This window comes from Rhizobium sp. N731 (assembly GCF_001664145.1).
GTDB lineage: Bacteria > Pseudomonadota > Alphaproteobacteria > Rhizobiales > Rhizobiaceae > Rhizobium > Rhizobium esperanzae.
This window is the reverse complement of record NZ_CP013603.1, coordinates 166688-186601: the sequence shown is the minus strand read 5'-3', so window position 1 is coordinate 186601 and position 19914 is coordinate 166688. Positions and strand designations below refer to the sequence as shown.

At 61.6% G+C, this 19914-nt stretch carries 24 protein-coding genes; 7 read left to right on the top strand and 17 right to left on the bottom strand.

What is annotated here, in order from left to right:
• Positions 1-12: 12 nt before the first annotated feature.
• The 3 genes from AMK02_RS22560 to AMK02_RS22550 all read left to right on the top strand — a co-directional run bounded on the left by AMK02_RS22560 (position 13) and on the right by AMK02_RS22550 (position 2571).
• Entirely contained in the window at positions 13-1062 is a 1050-nt protein-coding gene (locus AMK02_RS22560; RefSeq protein WP_064806937.1) for a LacI family DNA-binding transcriptional regulator, read from the top strand.
• Between the two features lie 124 nt (positions 1063-1186).
• Positions 1187-1648 (top strand): RbsD/FucU family protein, encoded by a 462-nt coding sequence (locus AMK02_RS22555; RefSeq protein ID WP_064806936.1) that lies wholly within the window; start codon positions 1187-1189, stop codon positions 1646-1648.
• Complete coding sequence (locus AMK02_RS22550; RefSeq protein ID WP_064806931.1) at positions 1645-2571, top strand: ribokinase; 927 nt, start codon at positions 1645-1647, stop codon at positions 2569-2571. The genes AMK02_RS22555 and AMK02_RS22550 overlap by 4 nt, the downstream gene beginning before the upstream one ends.
• A gap of 54 nt (positions 2572-2625) precedes the next feature.
• Here AMK02_RS22550 and AMK02_RS22545 read toward each other — a convergent pair whose 3' ends face one another.
• From AMK02_RS22545 to nirK, 6 genes are all read right to left on the bottom strand, one after another.
• Entirely contained in the window at positions 2626-3351 is a 726-nt protein-coding gene (locus AMK02_RS22545) for a response regulator (RefSeq protein WP_064806926.1), read from the bottom strand.
• A gap of 132 nt (positions 3352-3483) precedes the next feature.
• On the bottom strand, positions 3484-3816 hold the full coding sequence (locus AMK02_RS22540) for a hypothetical protein (protein ID WP_064807189.1): 333 nt from the start codon (positions 3814-3816) through the stop codon (positions 3484-3486).
• An 87-nt stretch (positions 3817-3903) separates the two neighbouring features.
• Entirely contained in the window at positions 3904-4584 is a 681-nt protein-coding gene (locus AMK02_RS22535; RefSeq protein WP_064806925.1) for an NnrU family protein, read from the bottom strand.
• Positions 4585-4640: 56 nt separating this feature from the next.
• Entirely contained in the window at positions 4641-5336 is a 696-nt protein-coding gene (locus AMK02_RS22530; RefSeq protein ID WP_064807186.1) for a Crp/Fnr family transcriptional regulator, read from the bottom strand.
• Positions 5337-5341: 5 nt separating this feature from the next.
• Positions 5342-6292 carry an SUMF1/EgtB/PvdO family nonheme iron enzyme gene (locus tag AMK02_RS22525; RefSeq protein ID WP_064806924.1) on the bottom strand — a complete coding sequence of 317 codons (951 nt, stop codon included), beginning with the start codon at positions 6290-6292 and terminating at the stop codon, positions 5342-5344.
• 132 nt (positions 6293-6424) lie between these two features.
• Entirely contained in the window at positions 6425-7579 is a 1155-nt protein-coding gene (gene nirK, locus AMK02_RS22520; protein ID WP_064806923.1) for a copper-containing nitrite reductase, read from the bottom strand.
• A gap of 200 nt (positions 7580-7779) precedes the next feature.
• Between nirK and AMK02_RS22515 the strand changes: the two genes are divergently transcribed.
• A complete protein-coding gene (locus AMK02_RS22515; protein WP_082240372.1) occupies positions 7780-8994 on the top strand; it encodes an NnrS family protein in 1215 nt (404 codons plus the stop codon).
• Positions 8995-9031: 37 nt separating this feature from the next.
• Here the strand turns inward: AMK02_RS22515 and AMK02_RS22510 are convergent, their stop codons facing one another.
• Genes AMK02_RS22510 through AMK02_RS22495 form a run of 4 tightly spaced genes read right to left on the bottom strand, consistent with a single transcriptional unit; the run spans position 9032 to position 11506 of the window.
• Entirely contained in the window at positions 9032-9331 is a 300-nt protein-coding gene (locus AMK02_RS22510; RefSeq protein WP_167377211.1) for a metal-sulfur cluster assembly factor, read from the bottom strand.
• The gene (locus AMK02_RS22505; RefSeq protein ID WP_064806917.1) at positions 9318-9848 is read right to left on the bottom strand and encodes a DUF2249 domain-containing protein; all 531 of its coding nucleotides are present in this window, start codon (positions 9846-9848) and stop codon (positions 9318-9320) included. Before AMK02_RS22505 ends, AMK02_RS22510 begins: the two co-directional genes overlap by 14 nt.
• Positions 9849-9853: 5 nt before the next feature.
• Entirely contained in the window at positions 9854-11206 is a 1353-nt protein-coding gene (locus AMK02_RS22500) for a hypothetical protein (RefSeq protein ID WP_064806914.1), read from the bottom strand.
• A 15-nt stretch (positions 11207-11221) separates the two neighbouring features.
• Entirely contained in the window at positions 11222-11506 is a 285-nt protein-coding gene (locus AMK02_RS22495; RefSeq protein ID WP_064806912.1) for a DUF2249 domain-containing protein, read from the bottom strand.
• A gap of 217 nt (positions 11507-11723) precedes the next feature.
• Between AMK02_RS22495 and hemN the strand changes: the two genes are divergently transcribed.
• On the top strand, positions 11724-13076 hold the full coding sequence (gene hemN / locus AMK02_RS22490; RefSeq protein WP_064806911.1) for an oxygen-independent coproporphyrinogen III oxidase: 1353 nt from the start codon (positions 11724-11726) through the stop codon (positions 13074-13076).
• Positions 13077-13135: 59 nt separating this feature from the next.
• Here hemN and AMK02_RS22485 read toward each other — a convergent pair whose 3' ends face one another.
• The 6 genes from AMK02_RS22485 to AMK02_RS22460 form a co-directional block, all read right to left on the bottom strand.
• On the bottom strand, positions 13136-15022 hold the full coding sequence (locus AMK02_RS22485; RefSeq protein ID WP_064806910.1) for a nitric oxide reductase activation protein NorD: 1887 nt from the start codon (positions 15020-15022) through the stop codon (positions 13136-13138).
• Positions 15023-15025: 3 nt separating this feature from the next.
• On the bottom strand, positions 15026-15841 hold the full coding sequence (locus AMK02_RS22480; protein ID WP_064806909.1) for a CbbQ/NirQ/NorQ/GpvN family protein: 816 nt from the start codon (positions 15839-15841) through the stop codon (positions 15026-15028).
• Between the two features lie 35 nt (positions 15842-15876).
• Positions 15877-17217, bottom strand: a complete 1341-nt coding sequence (locus AMK02_RS22475) for a cbb3-type cytochrome c oxidase subunit I (protein ID WP_064806905.1) — start codon at positions 17215-17217, stop codon at positions 15877-15879.
• Positions 17218-17236: 19 nt separating this feature from the next.
• Positions 17237-17689: a c-type cytochrome gene (locus AMK02_RS22470; protein WP_064806903.1), complete on the bottom strand. Its 453-nt coding sequence runs from the start codon at positions 17687-17689 to the stop codon at positions 17237-17239.
• A gap of 101 nt (positions 17690-17790) precedes the next feature.
• Complete coding sequence (locus tag AMK02_RS22465; protein ID WP_064806901.1) at positions 17791-18084, bottom strand: hypothetical protein; 294 nt, start codon at positions 18082-18084, stop codon at positions 17791-17793.
• Positions 18081-18629 (bottom strand): cytochrome c oxidase subunit 3, encoded by a 549-nt coding sequence (locus AMK02_RS22460; RefSeq protein ID WP_064806900.1) that lies wholly within the window; start codon positions 18627-18629, stop codon positions 18081-18083. Before AMK02_RS22460 ends, AMK02_RS22465 begins: the two co-directional genes overlap by 4 nt.
• Before the next feature lie 96 nt (positions 18630-18725).
• Here AMK02_RS22460 and AMK02_RS31850 point away from each other — a divergent pair, with 96 nt between their 5' ends.
• Together AMK02_RS31850 and AMK02_RS22455 are read left to right on the top strand one after the other, a co-directional pair.
• Positions 18726-18881: a hypothetical protein gene (locus AMK02_RS31850; protein WP_167377210.1), complete on the top strand. Its 156-nt coding sequence runs from the start codon at positions 18726-18728 to the stop codon at positions 18879-18881.
• Position 18882: 1 nt separating this feature from the next.
• Positions 18883-19371: a hypothetical protein gene (locus tag AMK02_RS22455; protein WP_064806898.1), complete on the top strand. Its 489-nt coding sequence runs from the start codon at positions 18883-18885 to the stop codon at positions 19369-19371.
• Positions 19372-19398: 27 nt separating this feature from the next.
• On the opposite strand, the gene AMK02_RS22450 is transcribed toward AMK02_RS22455, so the two are convergent.
• Positions 19399-19881, bottom strand: a complete 483-nt coding sequence (locus AMK02_RS22450; protein WP_064806896.1) for an NUDIX hydrolase — start codon at positions 19879-19881, stop codon at positions 19399-19401.
• Positions 19882-19914: the final 33 nt, after the last annotated feature.

Genomic DNA, 19914 nt, shown 5'->3' with positions numbered 1-19914 from the left:
GGACGTTTGAATATGGCAAAGATGCCCACAGTCAAGGATGTCGCCGAATATGCGGGCGTCTCCGTGGGCACCGTTTCGCGTGTTCTGTCGGGCGAAGCCGCGGTCAAACCCATGCTGCGTGGAAGGGTCAACGACGCCATTTCGGCGCTCGGTTACCGACCGAACGTGACTGCACGAGCCTTGCGCACCAGCAGAACCGACGTCATCGGCCTCGTCGTTCCCGACATCACCAACCCTTTTTTTGCGCAGCTTGCGGCAAGCATCGAGCGCGCGGCGCTCGAATGCGGTCACAGCCTGATGCTGGCAAGCTCGCACAACGACAGCGAGGCGGAGCAGAGCCATGTTTCGGCTTTTCTCGACCGATCGGTGCGCGGCATCATCGTGGTGGCTTCGAGCGACGGTTCTGGTCTCGATCTGCCAGCCTCGGTGCCGGTCATATCGCTGGACCGGCGTTTCGGCGCCTTTCCCCTGGTGTCGACCAACCATGCGCAAGCGGCCACACTGATTGCCGATCATCTCTATGGGCTGGGGCACCGGCGCATCGCCTATATTGCCGGGCCGACCGACACCGAAGCAGGGCGCATCCGCAAAGAGGCCTTCGTCAGCCGCATGGACGGCTTCGGCAAGACCGGCGAGCCTGTCGAACTGGAAATCGCCCATGGCAGATTCGACTACGAGTCCGGCGAAAGAATTGCCCGTGAGCTGCTTTCGCGCCCGCCACAAAGCCGGCCGACCGCGATCGCTGCCGCCAGCGACCAGCAGGCGATCGGCGCATTACGTGCCGCCCGCGACCTCAAGATCGACGTGCCGCGAAAACTGTCCGTGACAGGTTTCGACGACATTTCGCTTGCCAATCTCGTGGTGCCGCGGCTGACAACCATCCGCCAGCCGGCCGACATGCTGGCGCGGCGCGCGGTCAGCCTTCTCCTGGAGGAACCGCCGGGCAAGGGGGACGAAATGGTGGACGGATCGCTGATCGTGCGTGGTTCGAGCGGCCCGTGCCCGCAACCTGGCGCACCGGCCCGAAAATCGGAATCGATTCTCGGAAAGCCCGATGCGTAGATCCAAAGCGTGAAAGCGTCCTTTCTGCGTCCGAAAGGACGCGCGGCACTCCAGGGCGGATGTCGACGGACACAAAAATTGAAGCACGGCCGGGCGTACCGGCTAGAGAAAGGGTGGAAGATCAATGCTCAAGGGAATTCGGGCCGAACTCAACGGCGACATTCTTCAGGCGCTTTGCAACATGGGACATGGCGATTATCTCGTCATCTCCGACATGAATTTTCCGTCGGATTCGATAGCCCGCCAGACGCGTCTGGGTAGACTGCTGACCATGGAAAACATTCCCGCGCCGCAGGCGATCGACGCGGTCCTTTCGGTCCTGCCTCTGGACACGCCGATCCAGCCTTCGGTTGGCCGCATGGAAGTGATTGGCAAGCCGGGTGAAATCCCGCCGATTCAACAGGAAGTGCAGGCGATTGTCGACCGGGCCGAAGGCAAGCCGTCGCCGATGTATCCCGTCGAACGCATGGCGTTCTATGACATCGCCAAAAAGGCCTATTGCGTGATCGCAACCGGGGAACTGCGGTTCTATGGATGCTTCCTTTTGACCAAGGGCGTCATTCCAGCGGAAGAGGCCGTGAGATGAGCGAAAAAAGCGGGATCGTCATTTTAGGCATTTTTGCCGCCGACACCGCCTATAAGGCAAAGCGCCTGCCCCATATTGCCGAGACGCTGATGGGGTCGGGTTTCACGCTCGGGCCGGGAGGCAAGGGCTCCAACCAGGCGATCGCCGCGGCAAAGGCAGGCGGCAAGGTGACTTTCATTTCACGGGTCGGCAACGACGCGTTCGGCGCGATGGCCCTTGCGGCCTATGCGGAGGCGGGCGTCAAAGCCAATGTGATGCAGATGGAAGGCGTTTCGACGGGCGCTGCCTTCATCTTCGTCGACGAAGCGAGCGGCGACAATGCCATCATCGTGGTGCCGGGCGCCGCAGGGCTGATCGGCATCGAAGATGTCGAAGTAAATCGGGCGGCGATCGAAAGCGCCGCTATCTTCATGACACAACTCGAACAACCGCTGGAAGCGGCCTTGCATGGCCTGTCGATCGCCAAGAGGGCAGGGGCAACGACAATCTTCAATCCGGCGCCGGCCAGCGCCATCCCGGACAGCATCTATGGCCTGTGCGATTTCATCGTTCCCAACGAAGTCGAAGCAGCGGAATTGGTGGGCCATGCGATCGAAACCGATGAGCAGGCACGTGCAGCGGCACACACGCTGGTCGATCGGGGCGCGAAAGCAGCGGTCATCACGCTCGGCGCCCGCGGTGCGTTCTATCACACAGCCGGGCAGAGCGAATTCGTGCCCGCATTTTCGGCCGGAAATGTCATTGACACAACCGGGGCCGGCGACGCCTTCCTCGGCGGGTTCGCGACGGCGATTTCGGAAGGCCGGGCGCCAATCGAGGCCGTCCGTTTCGGCTGCGCGACCGCCGCGATCGCGGTAACACGGCCGGGCACGGCTCCCGCCATGCCTTCTCGCGCCGAGATCAGCGCCTTGCTGGGCTCCTGATGATTGAATACCGCAGAGGAATTGGGCCAGACCCGTCAGTCTCGCCAGAACCGGTCAATCCAGCCTTGCGGTAAAGACGTAGCCGACGCCGCGCACGGCCTTGATGAATTGCGGCTTCTTCGGGTCCGTCTCGATCTTGCGCCGCAGCCGGACGATCTGGGCGTCGATCGTCCGGTCGAAAGCTTCGAGGCTTCGGCCCCGGGTCAGGTCCATCAGCACGTCGCGGGTCAGAACCCGTCCGGCGTGCCGGACGAAGGTCGTCAGCATATCGAACTCGCCGGTCGTCAACTCGATTTCCGCGCCTTCCGGATCGAAAAGCTGCCTGCGGCTGAGATTGAGCCTCCAGTCTTCGAAGCCGATAATCTCCTCGCCAGCCGCCTCGGCGCTGCGCGCAGGAGCTTGCCGGCGGCGCAGGATCGATTTCAGGCGCGCATGGACCTCCCGGAGATGGAAGGGCTTGGCGATATAATCGTCGGCGCCGACCTCCAGACCGACGATTCGATCGACGACGTCGTCGCGGCCCGTCAGCATCATGATCGGCACGTCGGACTGGGCGCGGATTTCGCGGGCGAGGTCAAGGCCATCCGTGCCGCCGGGAAGAACGAGGTCGAGCAGGACCGCGTCGAAATTCTGCTGGCGCAGGCGCACGCGCATCTCGATCCCGTCGGCGGCGGAAGAGACCGTGTAACCCTCGTCCTCGAAGTAGCGCGTCAACATCTGGCGAATGCGCGGGTCATCGTCGACGACGAGAAGATGCGCGTCATGTTGAAGTGCTGCCATCGTCCATCCGCCAAGCCGTTGCTCGTTACAGATCGTATTCAATGGCATCGTCTTTAACATGCCCGTCAAGCTGGTGTCACCACCAAGCGGTCGTTGTCCTCATCGCAAAGCGCAAATCCACTCCGGTCAGAATTACGCGGGTCTGGCGTCGTGCAGCCGATGGCGTTTCGTCTGCATCGGGACGGGGGCCGGCGCGGATTGCCACGCGCAGAGCCATCCGCGGACATCGTTCGCCGTGATCAGAACCGTGTTGCCGCTCGTTGAGGCAAGGCGGCGCGCAGCTATTTGGCAGAAAGTGTCGACATATTGAAGAAGGCGGAATTCGGTTGCCCGCGGCGGCGACGCCACCGACAGCAATGCCCGCCGCGACACAATGACGGTCTTCATGTCGGGCCCGAACCGCACATCGATATGCCCCGACTTGTCTTTCGCATCGAGACTTGCTGTGACGATTTCATATGGCATTCCATCGCTCCGGATCATTGGTTCGTCGCTGCGGCTTCAAAATTTTCTTCAAGTTACGGCGCCGGTCGCAAGACGCTTTGACTTCGGTCAAATGAACAGGGCGAGGGGGTCGGCGCCGAACATCGCGCTGTGACCGCCCGCGAACAGTAGCCACAGGGTCAAGACCGCAGTCGCAAGGCCTGCGACAAGCATCGGCATATCGAAGGTGGACTGCTCGCCTTTCAAACAGGCGGCGAACGGCAGGATCGAGCTATGCCCCGCGAGCTTCGCCCAAGAGCCGCCGAGACGTCGTTTCGATCTCTTTTCGGTCATCGGGATCGCGCCCAGAGCAAATGCGGCAAATCCTCCGAACAGCAGAAGCGAACGCAGGTCGCCGTTTGCGGCGATATGGCCGCTCGCCCAGGCGGCAAAACCCCAAAGCACCGGATGTCTGGTGATTTTCGTGACGGAGCCGAGCGTCGGCGACGGGTTCAAGGTAATGGACAGAGGATTGGCGCTCAAAAGCCCGGCGACGACAAGAAATATGCCGAAAGGGGCAAGCACGAAAGCGACCGCGGCATTTGCCGGCCCGAGTTCCCATAAGGGTATATAGTCCAATGCGAGTGCGGAGGAAAAAACCCAGATCAGGGCGGCGGTGGAGATGGCGGAATAACCGGCGAAATAGACCGGACGGCCGACGCGGCGGATTATTCCCGACCGGATGGTCGGAACCGCCGGGATGGAATGGAGCGCGACAAACAGCGCGAAGGCGGCAAGGAACTCGGTCAAATTCATTCTCCTGTTTCGCAGCCAACTGCGAAGGACCGCGCCGGGATGGACAGAGGTCAATCCCGCTCGCCATTTGCGAGATTGAGAAGTTTTTGAGGATCGGTCACCGTCAGCTTCTGCCGGCCGCCTTCGACCATTCCCTTCGCCTCCCAGGCGCTCAGAATTCTCGACACGGTATGCAGCGTCGTTCCCGTCATTTCGGCAATGTCCTGACGAGATATCGGGAAATCGATGCGGATACCGCTTGCCACCGGCCGCCCGGCCTGTTTGGACAACCGCAGGACGGCGTGCGCAACCCTCTTTTCCACTTCCTCGGTCGACATCTCGCGAATGCGCGTATGCGCTTCTTCCAGTCGCTGGCCGATCGTCTGCATGGCCGTCACAGCCAGGCGGGGATTCTGTTCGACGAAGCGCGGCCACATATCCGTTGGCCAGCTGATGACGAGGCTTTCGGCTGCCGCCACGGCTGTCCCGGGATAATCCTCCCGGCGCAGCGCCATCGCAAAGCCGAACAAATCGCCCGGATGGACCATCCGCACGATGATCTGCTGTCCGTCCTGCGTCACCTGCGTCACCTTCAGACGGCCGTGCAGGAGCAGGAAAAACGATTTCGCCTGGGCGCCTTGCTCGAACACCGCATCACCCTGGGCGACGCGGCGCGGCGCGGCATGCTGCAGCATCGCGTCGAGATCCGTATCCGTCATTCGCTCGAAGAGCGGCAGCGCCTTCAAAACCGTGCGGTCAACTTTCATCGTCATCATGTTCTGGCCTTGTCGCTCGCCGCCTGTTCGAACACATCGGTCATTGCTCTGCGCGCCCAGTCTTTCAGGCCTTCGAGCAGCCCGTGCTGGCGAACGAGGCGAAAGCCGAGATTGTCGGGCGGACTTCCGACGGAACATCCGCCGCCCTTGGGAATCCGGACGAAACTGCTCATCGGAGCGCGATGCTTGCCGGCGGCTATCATGATCCCACAGCTCCTGGGGTCAGGCTCCTCGACGCGGCGGTTCTGGCCGAGATCGACCCGCTTGTTACAGGTCGATGTCCACTCCCAGACGTTTCCGGCGAAATCCACCAGACCGGTTTCACTGATTCCGAACGAGCCCTGCGGCTGCGGTCGGGGGTCGATCGCCTTTGCCCTGCGTGCTTCACGCTCGTAGTCGGCGAGCCAGCGGTTAGCAGGGTTCCTGTCGTCGGGATCTATGCCGAGAGCATCGTCGGGAAAACGGTCGGCGGCGGCATAGGCCAGCTCGAAATCGGTCGGCAGCCGCCATTCGATCCCCGTGCGTTCCGACAGCCAGGCCGCATATCGGAGCGCGTCGTCGTAGCTTACGCCGGTCACCGGCGTCTCCTCCCGCGGCGGCGCATCGTCTCCGGTCTCGGCCGGCGCACAAATGGCCTCGGCCACGCAGCGATTATAATCGCGAAGCGTGGTCTGGTATTTCATGATTTCGAGCGATGAAATCACGCTCACGTCGCGTTTGGGTGCGTCGATGGCCAGACCGTCACGGAAATACTCGGCGGCGTCGCGATAGGCGAAACGATGCGGCGCAACCGTGATTGTCTGCGGCGCCGCAACGGTCGCCTCGGGCCCTTTCGTCACCACGAAGCCGGATTGCATCGCAAGCGCGGCCGACAGGACCACGAGCAGCGCGAGAGGAATTGCGATGGATATGCCTGAAACCGGCTCAATCGTTGCGTTCCGGGCCATGTTTTTTTCGCAAGTCGCGTCCCCTGGAGCATGATGCCGAAACCTGTATGTCCGGCGATATCATGCTCCTGTTCCAGAAATGAGAATGGTGCGCGGGCCGCCCCTGGCCCGCGCACCGCCCCCTCCGCCAGGTCAGCTTGCCGACGGCGCCCTGACCGAGGTCATGAGATCGTCGTCCCATTCGCCGGTCACCTTAAAGTGGGCCGCCGCCCCCAGCTCGAAGGCCTCGATAAGGTTGTGGTTCACGTAGGCATAAATGCCTGGCTGAGCGAAAGTGTAGATGGCAGCACCCGCCGTGCCGCCGGGGATGAACCAGGTTTCCTGATCCGTGTCGGGCGGGTTGAGGAATTTGCCGGTCGCCCAGACATATTCGCCGTGCCCACCGATCAGATGCGGCCTTGTATCGCGGTTGGCCTGCGAATGAACGATCAGGACGGTTTCGCCGACCTTGGCAGTCATCGCATTTTCTCCGGTCAGAGCGCCGACCGCGCCGTTGAAGACGATGTGGGTCGGCGTCAGGGTTTTCATCACTGCGACCGTCTCATCATAGGCTTCGCCGGGGCTGTCATATTTCTTGAACTTGCCGGTCTCGTCGCGCGGGACGTAGAAGTCCTGCTCCCCGACATAATAGATCTTGTCGTAGACCAGCGGCCTACCCTTGCCGTCTTTGAGACCCTCGCGCGGCAGGACCATGATCGCGCCATTCATGCCTGATGTGACGTGCCACGGAACCATGCCGGGAGGGGCGCAGTGATAGACGAATACGCCCGCCTTGGTCGCCTTGAAACGAAAGACCGTGCTCTCGCCCGGGTTGACCACCGTCAGCGCCCCGCCGCCCAGAGCGCCCGTCGCGGCATGGAAGTCGATATTGTGCTGAAGTGTATTGGTTTCGGGATTGACCAGCGTCAGCTCGACGTAGTCGTCCTGATGCACCACCATAAGAGGCCCGGGAACCGATCCGTCAAAGGTCATGGCGTTGATTTCGGTGCCGTCCTTGTCCAGGATCATCTTCTTTTCCTGGATGGTCAGCGTGAACTCCTTGATCTTCGGTCCGCCGTCAGCCTTCTGCTGGTGCGTGTGAACGAAGGGCGGCTTGACGAGCGCGACCTTCTCGCGGGGAAGCTTCGCCAGGTCGACCTTCGTCTGTTTGGCGGTCTTGAGGGCGTCGGCCGCCGCAACCTCTTCGTTGGCCTGCACCGTGCTGGATACGACGATTGGCGTCAGCGCTCCGGCAACAGCAGCACCCGTCAGCATCGTGCGCCGGGTCATTTGCAGAGTATTTGTCATTCTAATCTCCTGTAGTCGAAGACCGAGCGGACGCCGCCCTGTCGAAGGGGAGAGTAGAAGAAACCGGATGGAAATCTTTGACGTGGCGCAAACTCACTGTTTGTGCCGGCACAAAGTTCGACAGATGTTCTTTGCGTAATCTCAACGACTGCTGTCTTGCTTCCCGGCATTTCTGCATGATCAAAATGGAGACATTGATCATGCAGATTACCAAGGACGCGGAGACCAGAACGCCCCGGGGAATGAGCCGCTCCGGAATGGTCCTCTTCTCTTACGGCTTTCGTCCCTTCTTTCTGGCCGCGGCATTGTGGGCGATCGTGAGCATCGGCCTTTGGGCAGCATTCCTCAATTACGGCGTCGCGGTGGCAGGCGATTACGGGACGCTGTATTGGCACGCGCACGAGATGCTCTTCGGTTTCGCGCCCGCTGTTCTCGCCGGTTTTCTCCTCACCGCAATCCCGAACTGGACCGGCCGCCTTCCCATTGCAGGGCCTCCGCTCGTCGGGCTCTTTGCGGTATGGAGCATCGGCCGTATCGCCATGCTGACGAGCAGCGGCGTCTGGGTGACGGCCGCCGTCTTTGTCGACAGCCTTTTCCTTCCGCTCATGCTCGTCTTGTCCGGCCGCGAAGTGATTGCGGGAAGGAAATGGAAGGATCTGAAGGTCGTTGGCGGGCTAGCCGTCCTGTCTTTCGCCAACGTCTTCTTCCATTTCGAGGTGCTCGCGGGCGGCAGTCCCGAACTTGGCATGCGTCTCGGCCTTGGCGCTTACGTCCTGCTCGTCACCATCGTCGGAGGGCGGATCCTGCCGAGCTTTACCCGGAACTGGATCAATCAACGCGGCCGCACCGATTTTCCGGTGCCCTACAGCGGCTTCGACGCGGCAACGATCATCGTCGGCGCCGTCTCGCTCGCCGCGTGGGCGATCTCGCCCGGCTCCATCGCAACCGGTCTGTCTGCGGCCGCCGCCGCGGCCATGAACGGTATTAGGCTGATCCGCTGGCGCGGCTGGACGACCTGGCCGGAGCCGATCCTGTTCGTGCTGCACGCCGCCTATGGTTTCATCCCCCTGGGATTTGCCGCCGTCGCCTTCGGTTCGATCGGTCTGTCGCAGGTCGCCGTACTGCATGTTTTTGCGATCGGCGCCATGTCGATGATGATGCTGGCCGTCATGACGCGGGCAAGCCGAGGCCATACCGGGCGAAAATTGAAGTCCAGCCCGATGACGAACGCATCCTATGTCGTGCTTGCCGTGGTCGCGCTCCTCAGGCCCGCGGCAGAACTGGTTCCCGCTTTCACGATGCAGGTGTTGACGCTATCGGCGCTCGGCTGGTCGGTCGCTTTCGGCCTGTTTGCGCTCGAACATGCTCCGTTCCTGTGCCGTGACCGGAAACCGCTGGCGGCGCGGCGGCCGTGACCATGAATACCGCCTGGTTCTCAGGCGGCATTCGCATTCACTCCCCCGGCAACCGCCCCATCATCTCAGGCGTCCAGGCCGGTTCGTAGACCATGTCGACGGTGGCGGCTGAAACGCCGGCGATCTCTTCCGTCCGCGCCTTCACCGCCTCCGCGATGAAGGCGGAGGCCGGACAGAAGCGGGTCGTCGTCGTCATCTCTATCCTGACGGTACCGTCATCTGAAATTCCGACGGCGTAAACAAGCCCGAGCTCGACGATGTCAGTTCCGAGCTCCGGATCCTCGATAGCACGTAACGCTGCCAGAATTGCCGATCTGGAGATCTCATGCGCGGACATCGGAAACATTCGCCGGGGTTGCCCTGATCATGATTCTGTAGATCCTGCCGCTGGCGTCGAAATCTCCGATCCACTCATGGCCGCGGGCCTTGAGCTCATTGAACAGAAACAGCGGCTCGCGGTTCAGAAGCGCAAACAGCACTTCGCCGCTTTCCATCGATTCCAGGCGGGAGAGGATGCGCTCCATCGGCTCCGGCGGCGCGAGGTCCGTCAGATCGAGGTTCCAGCTCGGTTCCGGCCAGATCGCCTCCGCGGTTGCGGTTGCCGTTACGGGATCGCCGTTGGTTTTTTGATGAGGGACGAAATCGATTTCCCAGTCGTCCTCGGCAAGGCGCCGGCTGAGGTGCGAATAGCCGCGACGTTCCAGCTGGCGGATCAAAGGGACTGGCTCGAATATGGCGTGAAGCCGCAGGCCTTCATCGGGGTCGAGACTTGCGAAAGTGTCCATGATGAGCTGAAACGGCATGCCGCCGTCGCGCAGGATCTGTCTTACGTCGAGTTCACGGAGCTGAACCATTGTCGTTACCTCTGTGGTTTGGCGGCGACGAAAAGCGCCGGCTGTTGAAAGGGTGCTCCCTTGGCGGCGGAGTCGATATTCGCCAGGCGACGTACAAGGACAAACTCCGTGACAAGAGCAGCCGTGGCGAAAGTCTGAGCCGTGACGGCAAGACGAAAACCGGCATCCGATCCGGCCGCGATCGCCGCCGCTGATGCGACGACGGCGAGATAGAAGATGCAGAGCCAGGCTGCGGCCCGTCGTCCATTGAGCAGGTCGGCCAGCCGGGGCGTGGGCCTGCGTCCAAGAAGTGGTCCGAACGCCTCGATCCAGGTCAGGAAAGGAATGATCTTCAAGAGCTGTGACAAGCCGAGGCCGGTCAGCCAGCCGAAGACGAACAGATAGGCTATGGCGGTAAAACTCTGAGGGCCGGCATCGCTGGCCAGGGCAACGGCAAACATCGGAACCGAAAGGCCGAGCAGAACGAAGGCGGGCAGGGATCCCGACATGTTCAATTCGAGGTCTTTTCGGCGTCTTGCGCGATAGGCCAGGAACAGCTCGGCCAGATAGGCCGCGATCGGCAGCTGGAAGAACAGCGATCCCACAAGAAAGACCCGTTGCCCCAAGGATGGCTCGAATATCGTCGCGACCGCGGCAAAGCCAAGCGTCGTTGCCGCAAACGATCCCGTGTTGCGGATGAACGGCGATTTCTTCATCTCGTCGGAAAGCAGGAACATCGGCAGCAGTTTGTAGCTGACGCCGATCGCGGCAAAGGTCATCCATCCGGCGAGACCGAAGCTCGCATGGAATGGGACGGCATTGGCGACGAATTCGCTGATGCTTGGGGTGGCCGTCGGCCCCGAAACCGTGACGGCAAACAACGATCCCAGCGCGACCGTCACCGCAAGGCATGTCAGGCCGAGCATGACGAGCGGCGAAGCCGGATGCGCCGCCCTGCCGCGCCACAGGCCTGATAACAGCGCCCATGCGATCGACAGGAGCGAGGCAAGCAGTATCGCCGATGCCGCGATCATGACCGGGCCTGCCGCAGCGGATCCCGCGTCGATGAGCTGAAAGCCGCAGAGGAGAAGTCCGAGCCCGGCGATCGAGCCCACGAGGCAGGGCAGGTCGAACCGCCCGGTCGGCAGGCCGAGACCCGTCAGCACCGGCGTGAACTGCAGCAGCGCGCCAATCATCAGCAGGCCGAGCCAGCCGATCGTCATCGAATGCACGATGATGAGCGCATCGGGTTCGGCGACAGCCGAGGACGGCGCCCAAATCCCGGCCGAAAGCAGGCTTTCGGCCAGAAGCAGGAAGAAGAGCGCCGCGCCGAAATAGGACATTGTCCAACGCGACAGGCTTGTGCCGAGAGGCATCATCGCGCCGATCCGACCTCAGTGGCTGCCGCAGCAGCAGTCGCAACCGGCATCCTGCCGGGTGATCTGCACGCGCCAGATTTCAGGGCCCTGTTCCAGATAGTCCCAGGAGAACTTTCCGGGAAATCCGGTTTCAAGCTGATAATGCAGCGGCCTAGGTTCGTGATCGCTCGTGATCAGCAAACTGCCGCCGGGGGTCAGCGCGCTTAGCGTGCCGAAGATCCGGGGATGCCGCTCGGCAGGTGGCAGTGTGCGGACATCGATATGAGGAGTTTCACCCTGGAGGTTTTGCGCATCAGTCATTCTTGCTTGTTTCCTTGTGCCGCGTCCTTCGAACGGACGGGACCGCGGCTCGTCCCGTTGTCGGAACGAGACCCTAGGCGGCTTCGGAAGAGCTGACTTTGACAGCGGACAAATATCCGGATGATTTCCGCGGCGACGGCATCATCATTGATTTGGGACAAGGAAGAGCGTGCCGCTAGAGGTCATAAAGCATCCTGCTTTTGAAAAGGGATGTGACATGTCCGACGATCTGGTCGCCAAATACGGCGATGCGCGGCTTCCGCGTTACACGAGTTACCCGACGGCGCCGGCTTTTTCGGCCACCGTCGGGCCGGATGAATATGCCGCCGGCCTCGCCAATATCGGAAAGGCCGGGCCTGTCTCGATTTATCTCCACGTACCGTTCTGCCGTTCGATGTGCTGGTACTGCGGCTGCCACACGACCATCACCCGGCAGGACGCTCCGGTCGTCGAATATCTGGATGTGATGAGCCAGGAGATCGAGCTCGTCTCCTTTGCCGCTGGAAACGACGTGCCCGTCAGGAACGTGCATTTCGGCGGCGGCACGCCGACAATCATGAAGCCGCAGGAATTTTCCGCCCTGATGGCAAAGCTCAGAAGCGCCTTCGCTTTCGAGGCGGATGCCAGCGTCGCGGTCGAGATCGATCCGCGCACATTGGCCGCTCCCATGATCGATGCGCTCGGCGAAAACGGCGTCGATCGCGCGAGCCTCGGCGTCCAGAGCTTCGATCCGGTCGTGCAGGCGGCAATCAACCGGCTGCAGTCCTTCGAGCAGACCGAAACGGCGGTCGCCGGGCTGCGCTCGACAGGCGTGACGAGCATCAATTTCGACCTGATCTACGGCCTTCCGAAGCAGACGATCCAATCCTGCGTGGAAACGGTCCGCCTCGCCGTAGAGCTGCGTCCCGAACGTTTCGCCGTTTTCGGTTATGCCCACATACCTGCCTTCAAAAAACACCAACGCCTTATCGACGAAGCATCACTGCCGGACGCAAAACAGCGTAACGAGCAGGCGGAAGCCATCGCCGAGGAGCTTCAACAAGCCGGATATGTGCGCATCGGGCTCGATCATTTTGCACTGCCGGAGGATCAGCTGGCGCTCGCCGCGCGCAACGGCACGATGAGACGAAACTTCCAGGGCTATACCACGGATGATTGCGATAGCCTCATCGGTCTTGGCGCTTCCGCGATCGGGCGGCTGCCGAGTGGCTATATGCAGAACCACGTGCCTCTCGGTCTTTATGCCGAGCGCGTTGCCGACGGCGTGCTGCCGACGGCCAAGGGATATCTTCTCAGCGAAGAGGACAAGCTTCGGGCCAGGATCATCGAAAGGCTGATGTGCGATTTCGAGGTCGATCTCGGTAGGTTAAGCAGCGGGTCAGGTTTCGACACCGGCTTCCTTGTCGAACGCAACGACCGTCTCGGCGATCTGGTCGCCGACGGCGTCGTGACGATCAGCGGTGAGCGGATCGTCGTATCCCGGGATGCACGCTTCATGGTCCGTGCCGTCGCGGCGGCATTCGACGCCTATTTCGGCTCGCTCGGCCGCACGCACAGCAAGGCCGCCTGACAGCATCAAGCCCAGGCCGGAGGTGCCACTCGGGACCTCCGGCCTTTTGTTCATGCCGTTCAGGCGGTGAGGTTTCTGTAGATCGCCGGCAGCGCGCCCGGCAGCTTTGCAATATCCGAAATTACGGCAAAGCCCGCCCTTCCGAAAATTGCCGGCAAGTAGTCACCGGCATTCTGGTCCACGGTGACGGCGAACACGGCCTGGCCGAGCGCGCGGGCTTCGGCGACCGCCTTCCTGCTGTCTTCCAGGGCAAACCGTCCTTCGTAATGATCGACGTCGTTCGGTTTGCCGTCCGTCAGGATGAGGAGCAGCTTTTTCCTTGCGGCGTGTTTGTGCAGCTGTCCCGAAACATGTCTGAGGGCTGCCCCCATTCGCGTGTAGTAACCCGGTTTGAGATCGGCGATCCGCTGCGCAGTCGTCTGCGAGAACGTTTCGTCGAACTCCTTGATGCTGTCGATGCGCACCCAGCTGCGGCGTCTCGATGTGAAGGTGTGAATGGCGAAACTGTCGCCGCAGGCATCCAGGCCGCGCGCGAAGACATCGAGCGCCTGTTTCTCGACGTCGAGAACCCTGCGATTGTCCACCCAGGAGTCAGTCGACAGCGAGACGTCGACGAGGATCGATGTTGCAAGCTCGTGTGAGGCAGGACGGGCGCATTCGTAGATCCGGTCGTCCGGCTGTCCGGTCGCGAGCAGGTCTGCGCGCGACCGTATCACGGCCTCGAGGTCGAGGTCGTCACCGTCGAGCTGCGCCTTCCTGATCTTCCTCTTCGGCCTGAGCGTCTCGAATTGCCGTCTGACCTTGCGCACGATCGCCTGATCGGCAACGACGGGAGCCTGTTGCGCGGCCGGGACGCTGCCGAGCAGGACGCGGCAGTGATTCTCCAAATATTCCTCTCTGCGGAAATGCCATTCGGGATAGGTCAATACGCCATGGATCTGGGAAACGTCCGAGGCCTCCGGGGAGAGATCCAGATCGAAACGGAATTTCGACTTCGGCCGCTCCCGTGTTTCGCTCAAGGTGATCTCGTCGAGTTCGTCGGCCGCACCGGCATCGTCCTCCTCGCGATCGTCCGTCGGCCGGTCGACATTGACCATCTCGGCCATTGCGAGGATCTTTTCGAACCGGTTGAGGATGAAGGGATCGCGCTTGCGGTCGCCGGCATCCCTCTTGCGGACCGCTTGATGCGAAGAGCGGGCAGGGCCTGCCTCGCCACCCTCGGAAGGCAGGTCTTCTCGCTCGGATCTTTCGGCTTCCGTGCGGCCGGTGAAATCGGGCCAGATCGGGACCGGCAGCATCGGCAGATATCCCGGCGGCGCCTTGGCGCCTCTCGGCCGGACAAGATCGGGCAACCGGTCCCCCAAGGGAAAAGCCAGAGCAAAGCGCAGATAATCCTCGACCTGCCTTTCGGCCTTGGGCAGCCTGCCGCGCGTCCGGCATGCGAGAATGGCCTCGCTCAGGCGCAGGTATCGTGCATGCATGCCAGGAAAGATTTCGACCACTCGCGCGGCGTTCTCACGACCTGTTTCGATCCGGGCAATGTCGGAAAGCATGGCGTCGGTCGCTTGGCAGCTCGGAATGACAGCCACCGCGATATAGGCGGCGAGCCAGAAATAGAGATCCCGGTTCAGCCGCTCGTCATCGAAGATATCGATCGAGGCGGGCAGGTGGACGGCGCTGCCGTCCCAACTCGGATGATCACTTCTTTCTTCGCCGAGGCCGACAACTTGCCGGAAACGCAGCCGATGTGACGAGATCTGCTGGCGTGATTTCTGGATCTGCAATGTCGGTTCGCCGCCAAAGGCCCGGAAGCAGACGGCCAGCTGCGATTTGATGTCGGCCAATCTGACCGCGTGCTGCGGATGGCTGGGCCAGGAGCGCGTGTCGCCGACAAGGCGATGCCAGGCGCGTCCGACCGTTTCCTCGAGTTCCAGGAATTCGAGCATCTCTCACCTGCCGAGCGTCGCTGCGGCCACCTCGACAAGGGCGGCCTTCACGTCGACTTCATCCGTCAGCGGTTCGATGATCGCGGCCCTGACCGCTTCGGCAACCGACATTCCGGCATCGACGAGGGTGGCGCAATAGATGATGAGGCGCGTTGAGACGCCCTCCTCCAGATCCTTCCCCTTGAGAGCGCGAAGCCGGCGAGCAAGGTCCACCAGCGGCGCCACCCGGCTCTCCGCGAGGCCGCTTTCGATCGATACGGTCGCAATCTCGCGGTCTCGCGGTAGGAAGTCGAACTCGATCGAGACGAAGCGCTGGCGGGTGCTGGGCTTCAGGGATTTCATCAGATTCTGGTAGCCGGGATTGTAGGATACCACCACCATGAAAGACGATTGCGCCTCGATGAGTTCACCGGTGCGCTCGAGCGGCAGGAGCCGGCGGTCGTCGGTCAGCGGATGAAGAACGACGGCGACGTCTTTGCGCGCTTCGACGATCTCGTCGAGGTAGCAGATGCCGCCCTCGCGCACGGCTTTCGTCAGCGGACCGTCGACCCAGACGGTTTCGCCGCCTTTCAAGAGATACCGGCCGGTCAGATCCGCAGCGGTGAGATCGTCATGGCAGGAGACGGTCGAGACCGGCAGCCCCAGGCGCGCGGCCATGTGATGCACGAACCGGGTCTTGCCGCAGCCCGTCGGCCCCTTGAGCAAAATCGGCAATTGCCGGCTCCAGGCGCTCTCGAACAGCGCGCATTCGTTTCCATGGGCAGTGTAGTGCGGGATTCCCGCATTCGCATCGAGCGGCAGATTAAACGCGATCGTCATTTCTTCTGTTCTCCAAAGAGGGGAGGGGAGCCCGCCTATTCGGCGGGCTGTGCAATTGCGTCGGGCAGGCGGGCGCGGCCGGGGACGAGAACCGACCAGATGAACATCAGCGCGCTGATGAAGACGAAGATGCCGGAGCCGAGCCTGACCCAGTAGAAGACGCTGAGCTGATCCTGCACGTCCATGTAGGACTCGCCGAGCACCCTCTGCAGGTGAACCTGGATGATGCCTGCAAATGTGAGGGCGAAGGTCATGACCGACATCGCCGAGCACATGACCCAGAAGCTCGTGATCGAGAGCCACTGATTATAGGGCGCGCGGCCGCGGATCTGAGGAATGGCATAGGCCATTGCCGCGAGATTGAGCATGACGTAGGCGCCGAAGAAGGCCAGGTGCCCGTGCGCCGCGGTAACCTGTGTGCCATGCGTATAATAGTTCACCGAAGACAGCGTATGGAGGAAACCCCAGACGCCGGCGCCGAAGAAGGCCATGACCGAGCAGCCGATCGACCACAGCAGCGCCGCCTTGTTCTCGTGCTTGCGGCCGGCCTTCCAGGTCATCACGAAGGTGAAAACCACCATGGTGAAGAACGGGGCAACCTCCAGCGTCGAAAAGAGCGAGCCGATCCACTGCCAGTATCCGGGCGCGCCGATCCAGTAATAGTGATGGCCGGTGCCGAGAATGCCCGAGAAGAGCGCCAGGCCGATGATCACATAGAGCCATTTTTCGATGACTTCCCTGTCGATGCCGTTCAGCCTGATCATCAGGAAGGCCAGAACCGACGCCATGATCAGCTCCCAGACGCCCTCGACCCACAGGTGGACGACATACCACCAGTACATCTTGTCCAGCGCGAGATTGACCGGGTTATAGAAGGCAAAGAGAAAAAAGATCGCCACGCCCCAGAGTCCGAACAGCAGGATGTTGGTGATCGTCGTCTTGCGTCCTTTCAAGGCTGTCATGGTGACGTTGAACAGGAACATCAGGGCGACGATAACGATGCCGACCTTGATCGCGAAGGGCTGCTCGAGAAACTCGCGGCCCTCGTGAATGTGGAACAGGTAGCCTGTGACGGCGACCGCCGCGGCCACCAGGAATATCCAGAACTGCGCGATGGCGAGTTTCGGGCTGTAGAGCTCCGTCTCGCATTCCTCCGGAAGAAGAAAATAGGTGGTGCCCATGAAGCCCATCAGCAGCCACACGATCAGCGCGTTCGTGTGGATCATGCGGACGATATTGAACGGCAGCTCGACCGACAGCGTGTTCGGCAGGACATAGATCGTTCCCGCCAGGACGCCGAACAGCAGCTGTGCCATGAAAAGGCCGAGAGCTCCGTAGAAATAGAGCATGGCGACGCTTTGTGTCTTGTATTTCATTGCTTGATCCTCTCGCCCGTCAGCCCGCCTGGTTCGGCGGCCACCCCTGCGTGTTCATCTTGCTGACCCATTCGAGGAAGTCCGCGAGATCGTTCACTTCTTCTTCCGTTAGATTGAATTGCGGCATCTGCCTGCGGCCCTCGATGCCGGAGGGTTGTGCCGCCATCCAGGCGTGGAGCGCCTCGCGCGCGCTAGCCGGGTCCTTGTCGCCGCCCCAGCGGATCCAGACATTGGAGAGCTCGGGAGCGAAATAGGCGCCTTCGCCGTCCAGCGTGTGGCAGTTGATGCAGGCGTTCTTTTCCCAGATGTGTTTGCCTCTGGCGACGCTCTCGGTAAGTGTCGCCTCGTTGGTCGAGACGGTCCGGATGTAATAGTGGCTGTGGGCGGTAAGCCCGATGAATATGGCGAAGAAAAAGGCCGATCCGCCGTAGAACACGTTTCGGGCCGCGGTTTTTGTCAGGCGCTCAGCCATCGATGATCCTTTCATGTCCGTGGCGGAGCCCGCCGTGACGTCGAAAACGGAGCCTAGGGCTCACGCTTCCTGGATGACGGAATGGCGGCGGCGGGTCTTTGTTAATTCGCAAAGACCGCCGAGAATGCGAGCGCACTGGCCAAGGCCGGGAGCAGCACGGCTGCCGCCCACAGGATCAATGCGAGGCCGAGCGGCGAACCCTTGAAGCGCAGGCCGAGGAAACCGGAGACGACCAGACGCACTTTCGCCAGCGCAATCAGCCCGGCGGCTAGCGCCAGTGCGGGCTTTGCCGCAGCGCCCGACAGAAGCGTCGAGGTTGCGAAGACGCAGGCTGTCAGCATCAGCAGAAAGATCAGCGCCCGCGAGGGAGCATTCACCCTGTTTTGTACAGTCATAAGAGATAGACCACCGGGAACATGACCAGCCAGACGATGTCGATGACATGCCAGAGGGTCGTCACGAGATGGATATTCTGAGGCGATGGAAACCGGGCCATCAGCGCCAGGACCAGAGATCCGAACAGGACATGAACCAGGTGAAATCCTGTTATCAGGACGTAGAGCTGCCAGAAGCTGTCCTCGGCAAGCAGCGATGCGCCTTCCACCTGGTATTCGTAGAGTTTGAGGGCGACGAACAGAATCCCGCCGGCGGCCGAAGCAAACAGGGCTTGCCGTTGCTGCCGCAAATTGACGGACCGCGCGGCGAGCGCCGCACACCAGCCGCTCACCAGCAGGACCACTGTATTTGCGAGTGCAATTTCATGATGGAGCCTGGCCTTTCCGGCCGCAAATAATTCCGGCTGGAACCACGACGCGATGACGAAGCCCATCATCATCGCCGCAAAAGCCGCGAGTTCGCTCCACGCCAATATCCACACCATCAGGTCGTCGCTTTGGGCTGTGGACTGGCTGCGGAGCTCGGGGGAAATCATCGCTGTCATGGCTGTGACGATAGAGATGATTTCGCGCGCGCTCTTTGACCGATCGCAAAGAGTGGGCAGATCAGAAGACCTAGGTTTTGCCGAAAGGAGAACCCGATGACCGATGCCCAGATAGGACTGTCGATAGCAACGCCCGTGATCATCATATTCGCGATCGCCCTCTATCGGATGGGCGTCCTGCAGCGGACGGGCACGGTCTCCGCGGTTCTCGCGGCGGTTGCGATCGCCGCCAGCCTGTTCCTGCAGAGGTAATATGATGAAGCCGATCCCGACCGATTTCACAGAACTCGAACGCTGCTACGATCAACTGATGTCGTGGTGCGACGTGCTCCAGGCAATCGCCGATTTCCTGCCTTGCCACATCGACGAAGACATTTGCGACCGTATCTCAGACGGCCTGCTTCCGCTGCTGCAAACGACACACGAGCTCGAAGAGCAGCTGACCTCCTCCGGGCTCGGATTGATCATGGACGCCGCAGAAAAGGCCGGCGCGGAAGAACGGCGGCGGGCAGGCCGCCTGATCGATCGTGGCGCCGCGCGAGACGTCGTCGTCACGCTGGAAACGCTGGGCGAGGGACGCTGCCGGCTCTCCTGGGAAGCCGTCGGATACCAGCTGCGTTCGTTCTTCTGCTCGACGCGCGGTCATATCAGGTCCGAACGCGAAATCATGAGGTTAGTGCAGCGGGCGATGGAAATTGCCGCGCGGTTAGAAGAGGCGACCGATCAGACCGAAGCGGCCTGAGCAAAGGCGGATCACCGTCCCGACGCCTCAGGGAAGCGCTTGCCGTTCCACGCGCCGCAACAGGCTTTTCAATTCCGGCTCGTTCACCAATGAGGCCGCTTCGAGAGGCGGCATCCAGGCGAGCTTGCGCTCCTTGTGTTCCGGGAAATGGGCCTTGGTGCGGCGAACCGTCATGACGTGCACCGTCACGAATGACGGCACCTGTTTTCCGTCCGGAAGCGTCTTGAGATAGGAGAAGCAGCCGAAAGCACGTTTCTTCGCCCGCCCCTTCACACCCGCCTCTTCCCAGGCCTCGCGCTCGACCACCTCATGCGGCGCGAGACCCTTGATCGGCCAGCCCTTGGGAATCGTCCACCTGCCGGTTTCGCGCGTCGTGATGAGCAGGACCTCAAAACCGCCGCCAGGCTCCTCCCGCAGGCAAAGCGCGCCGAATTGCTCCATGGCCTTGCCGAGGAGAATCGTCTCGGCATGGCCGGCAAGCTGGGACAGGAGTGTCGGCGCCTTGTTCATCGATCAAAGATGTGTCGGCTGTTTATCTTGGCA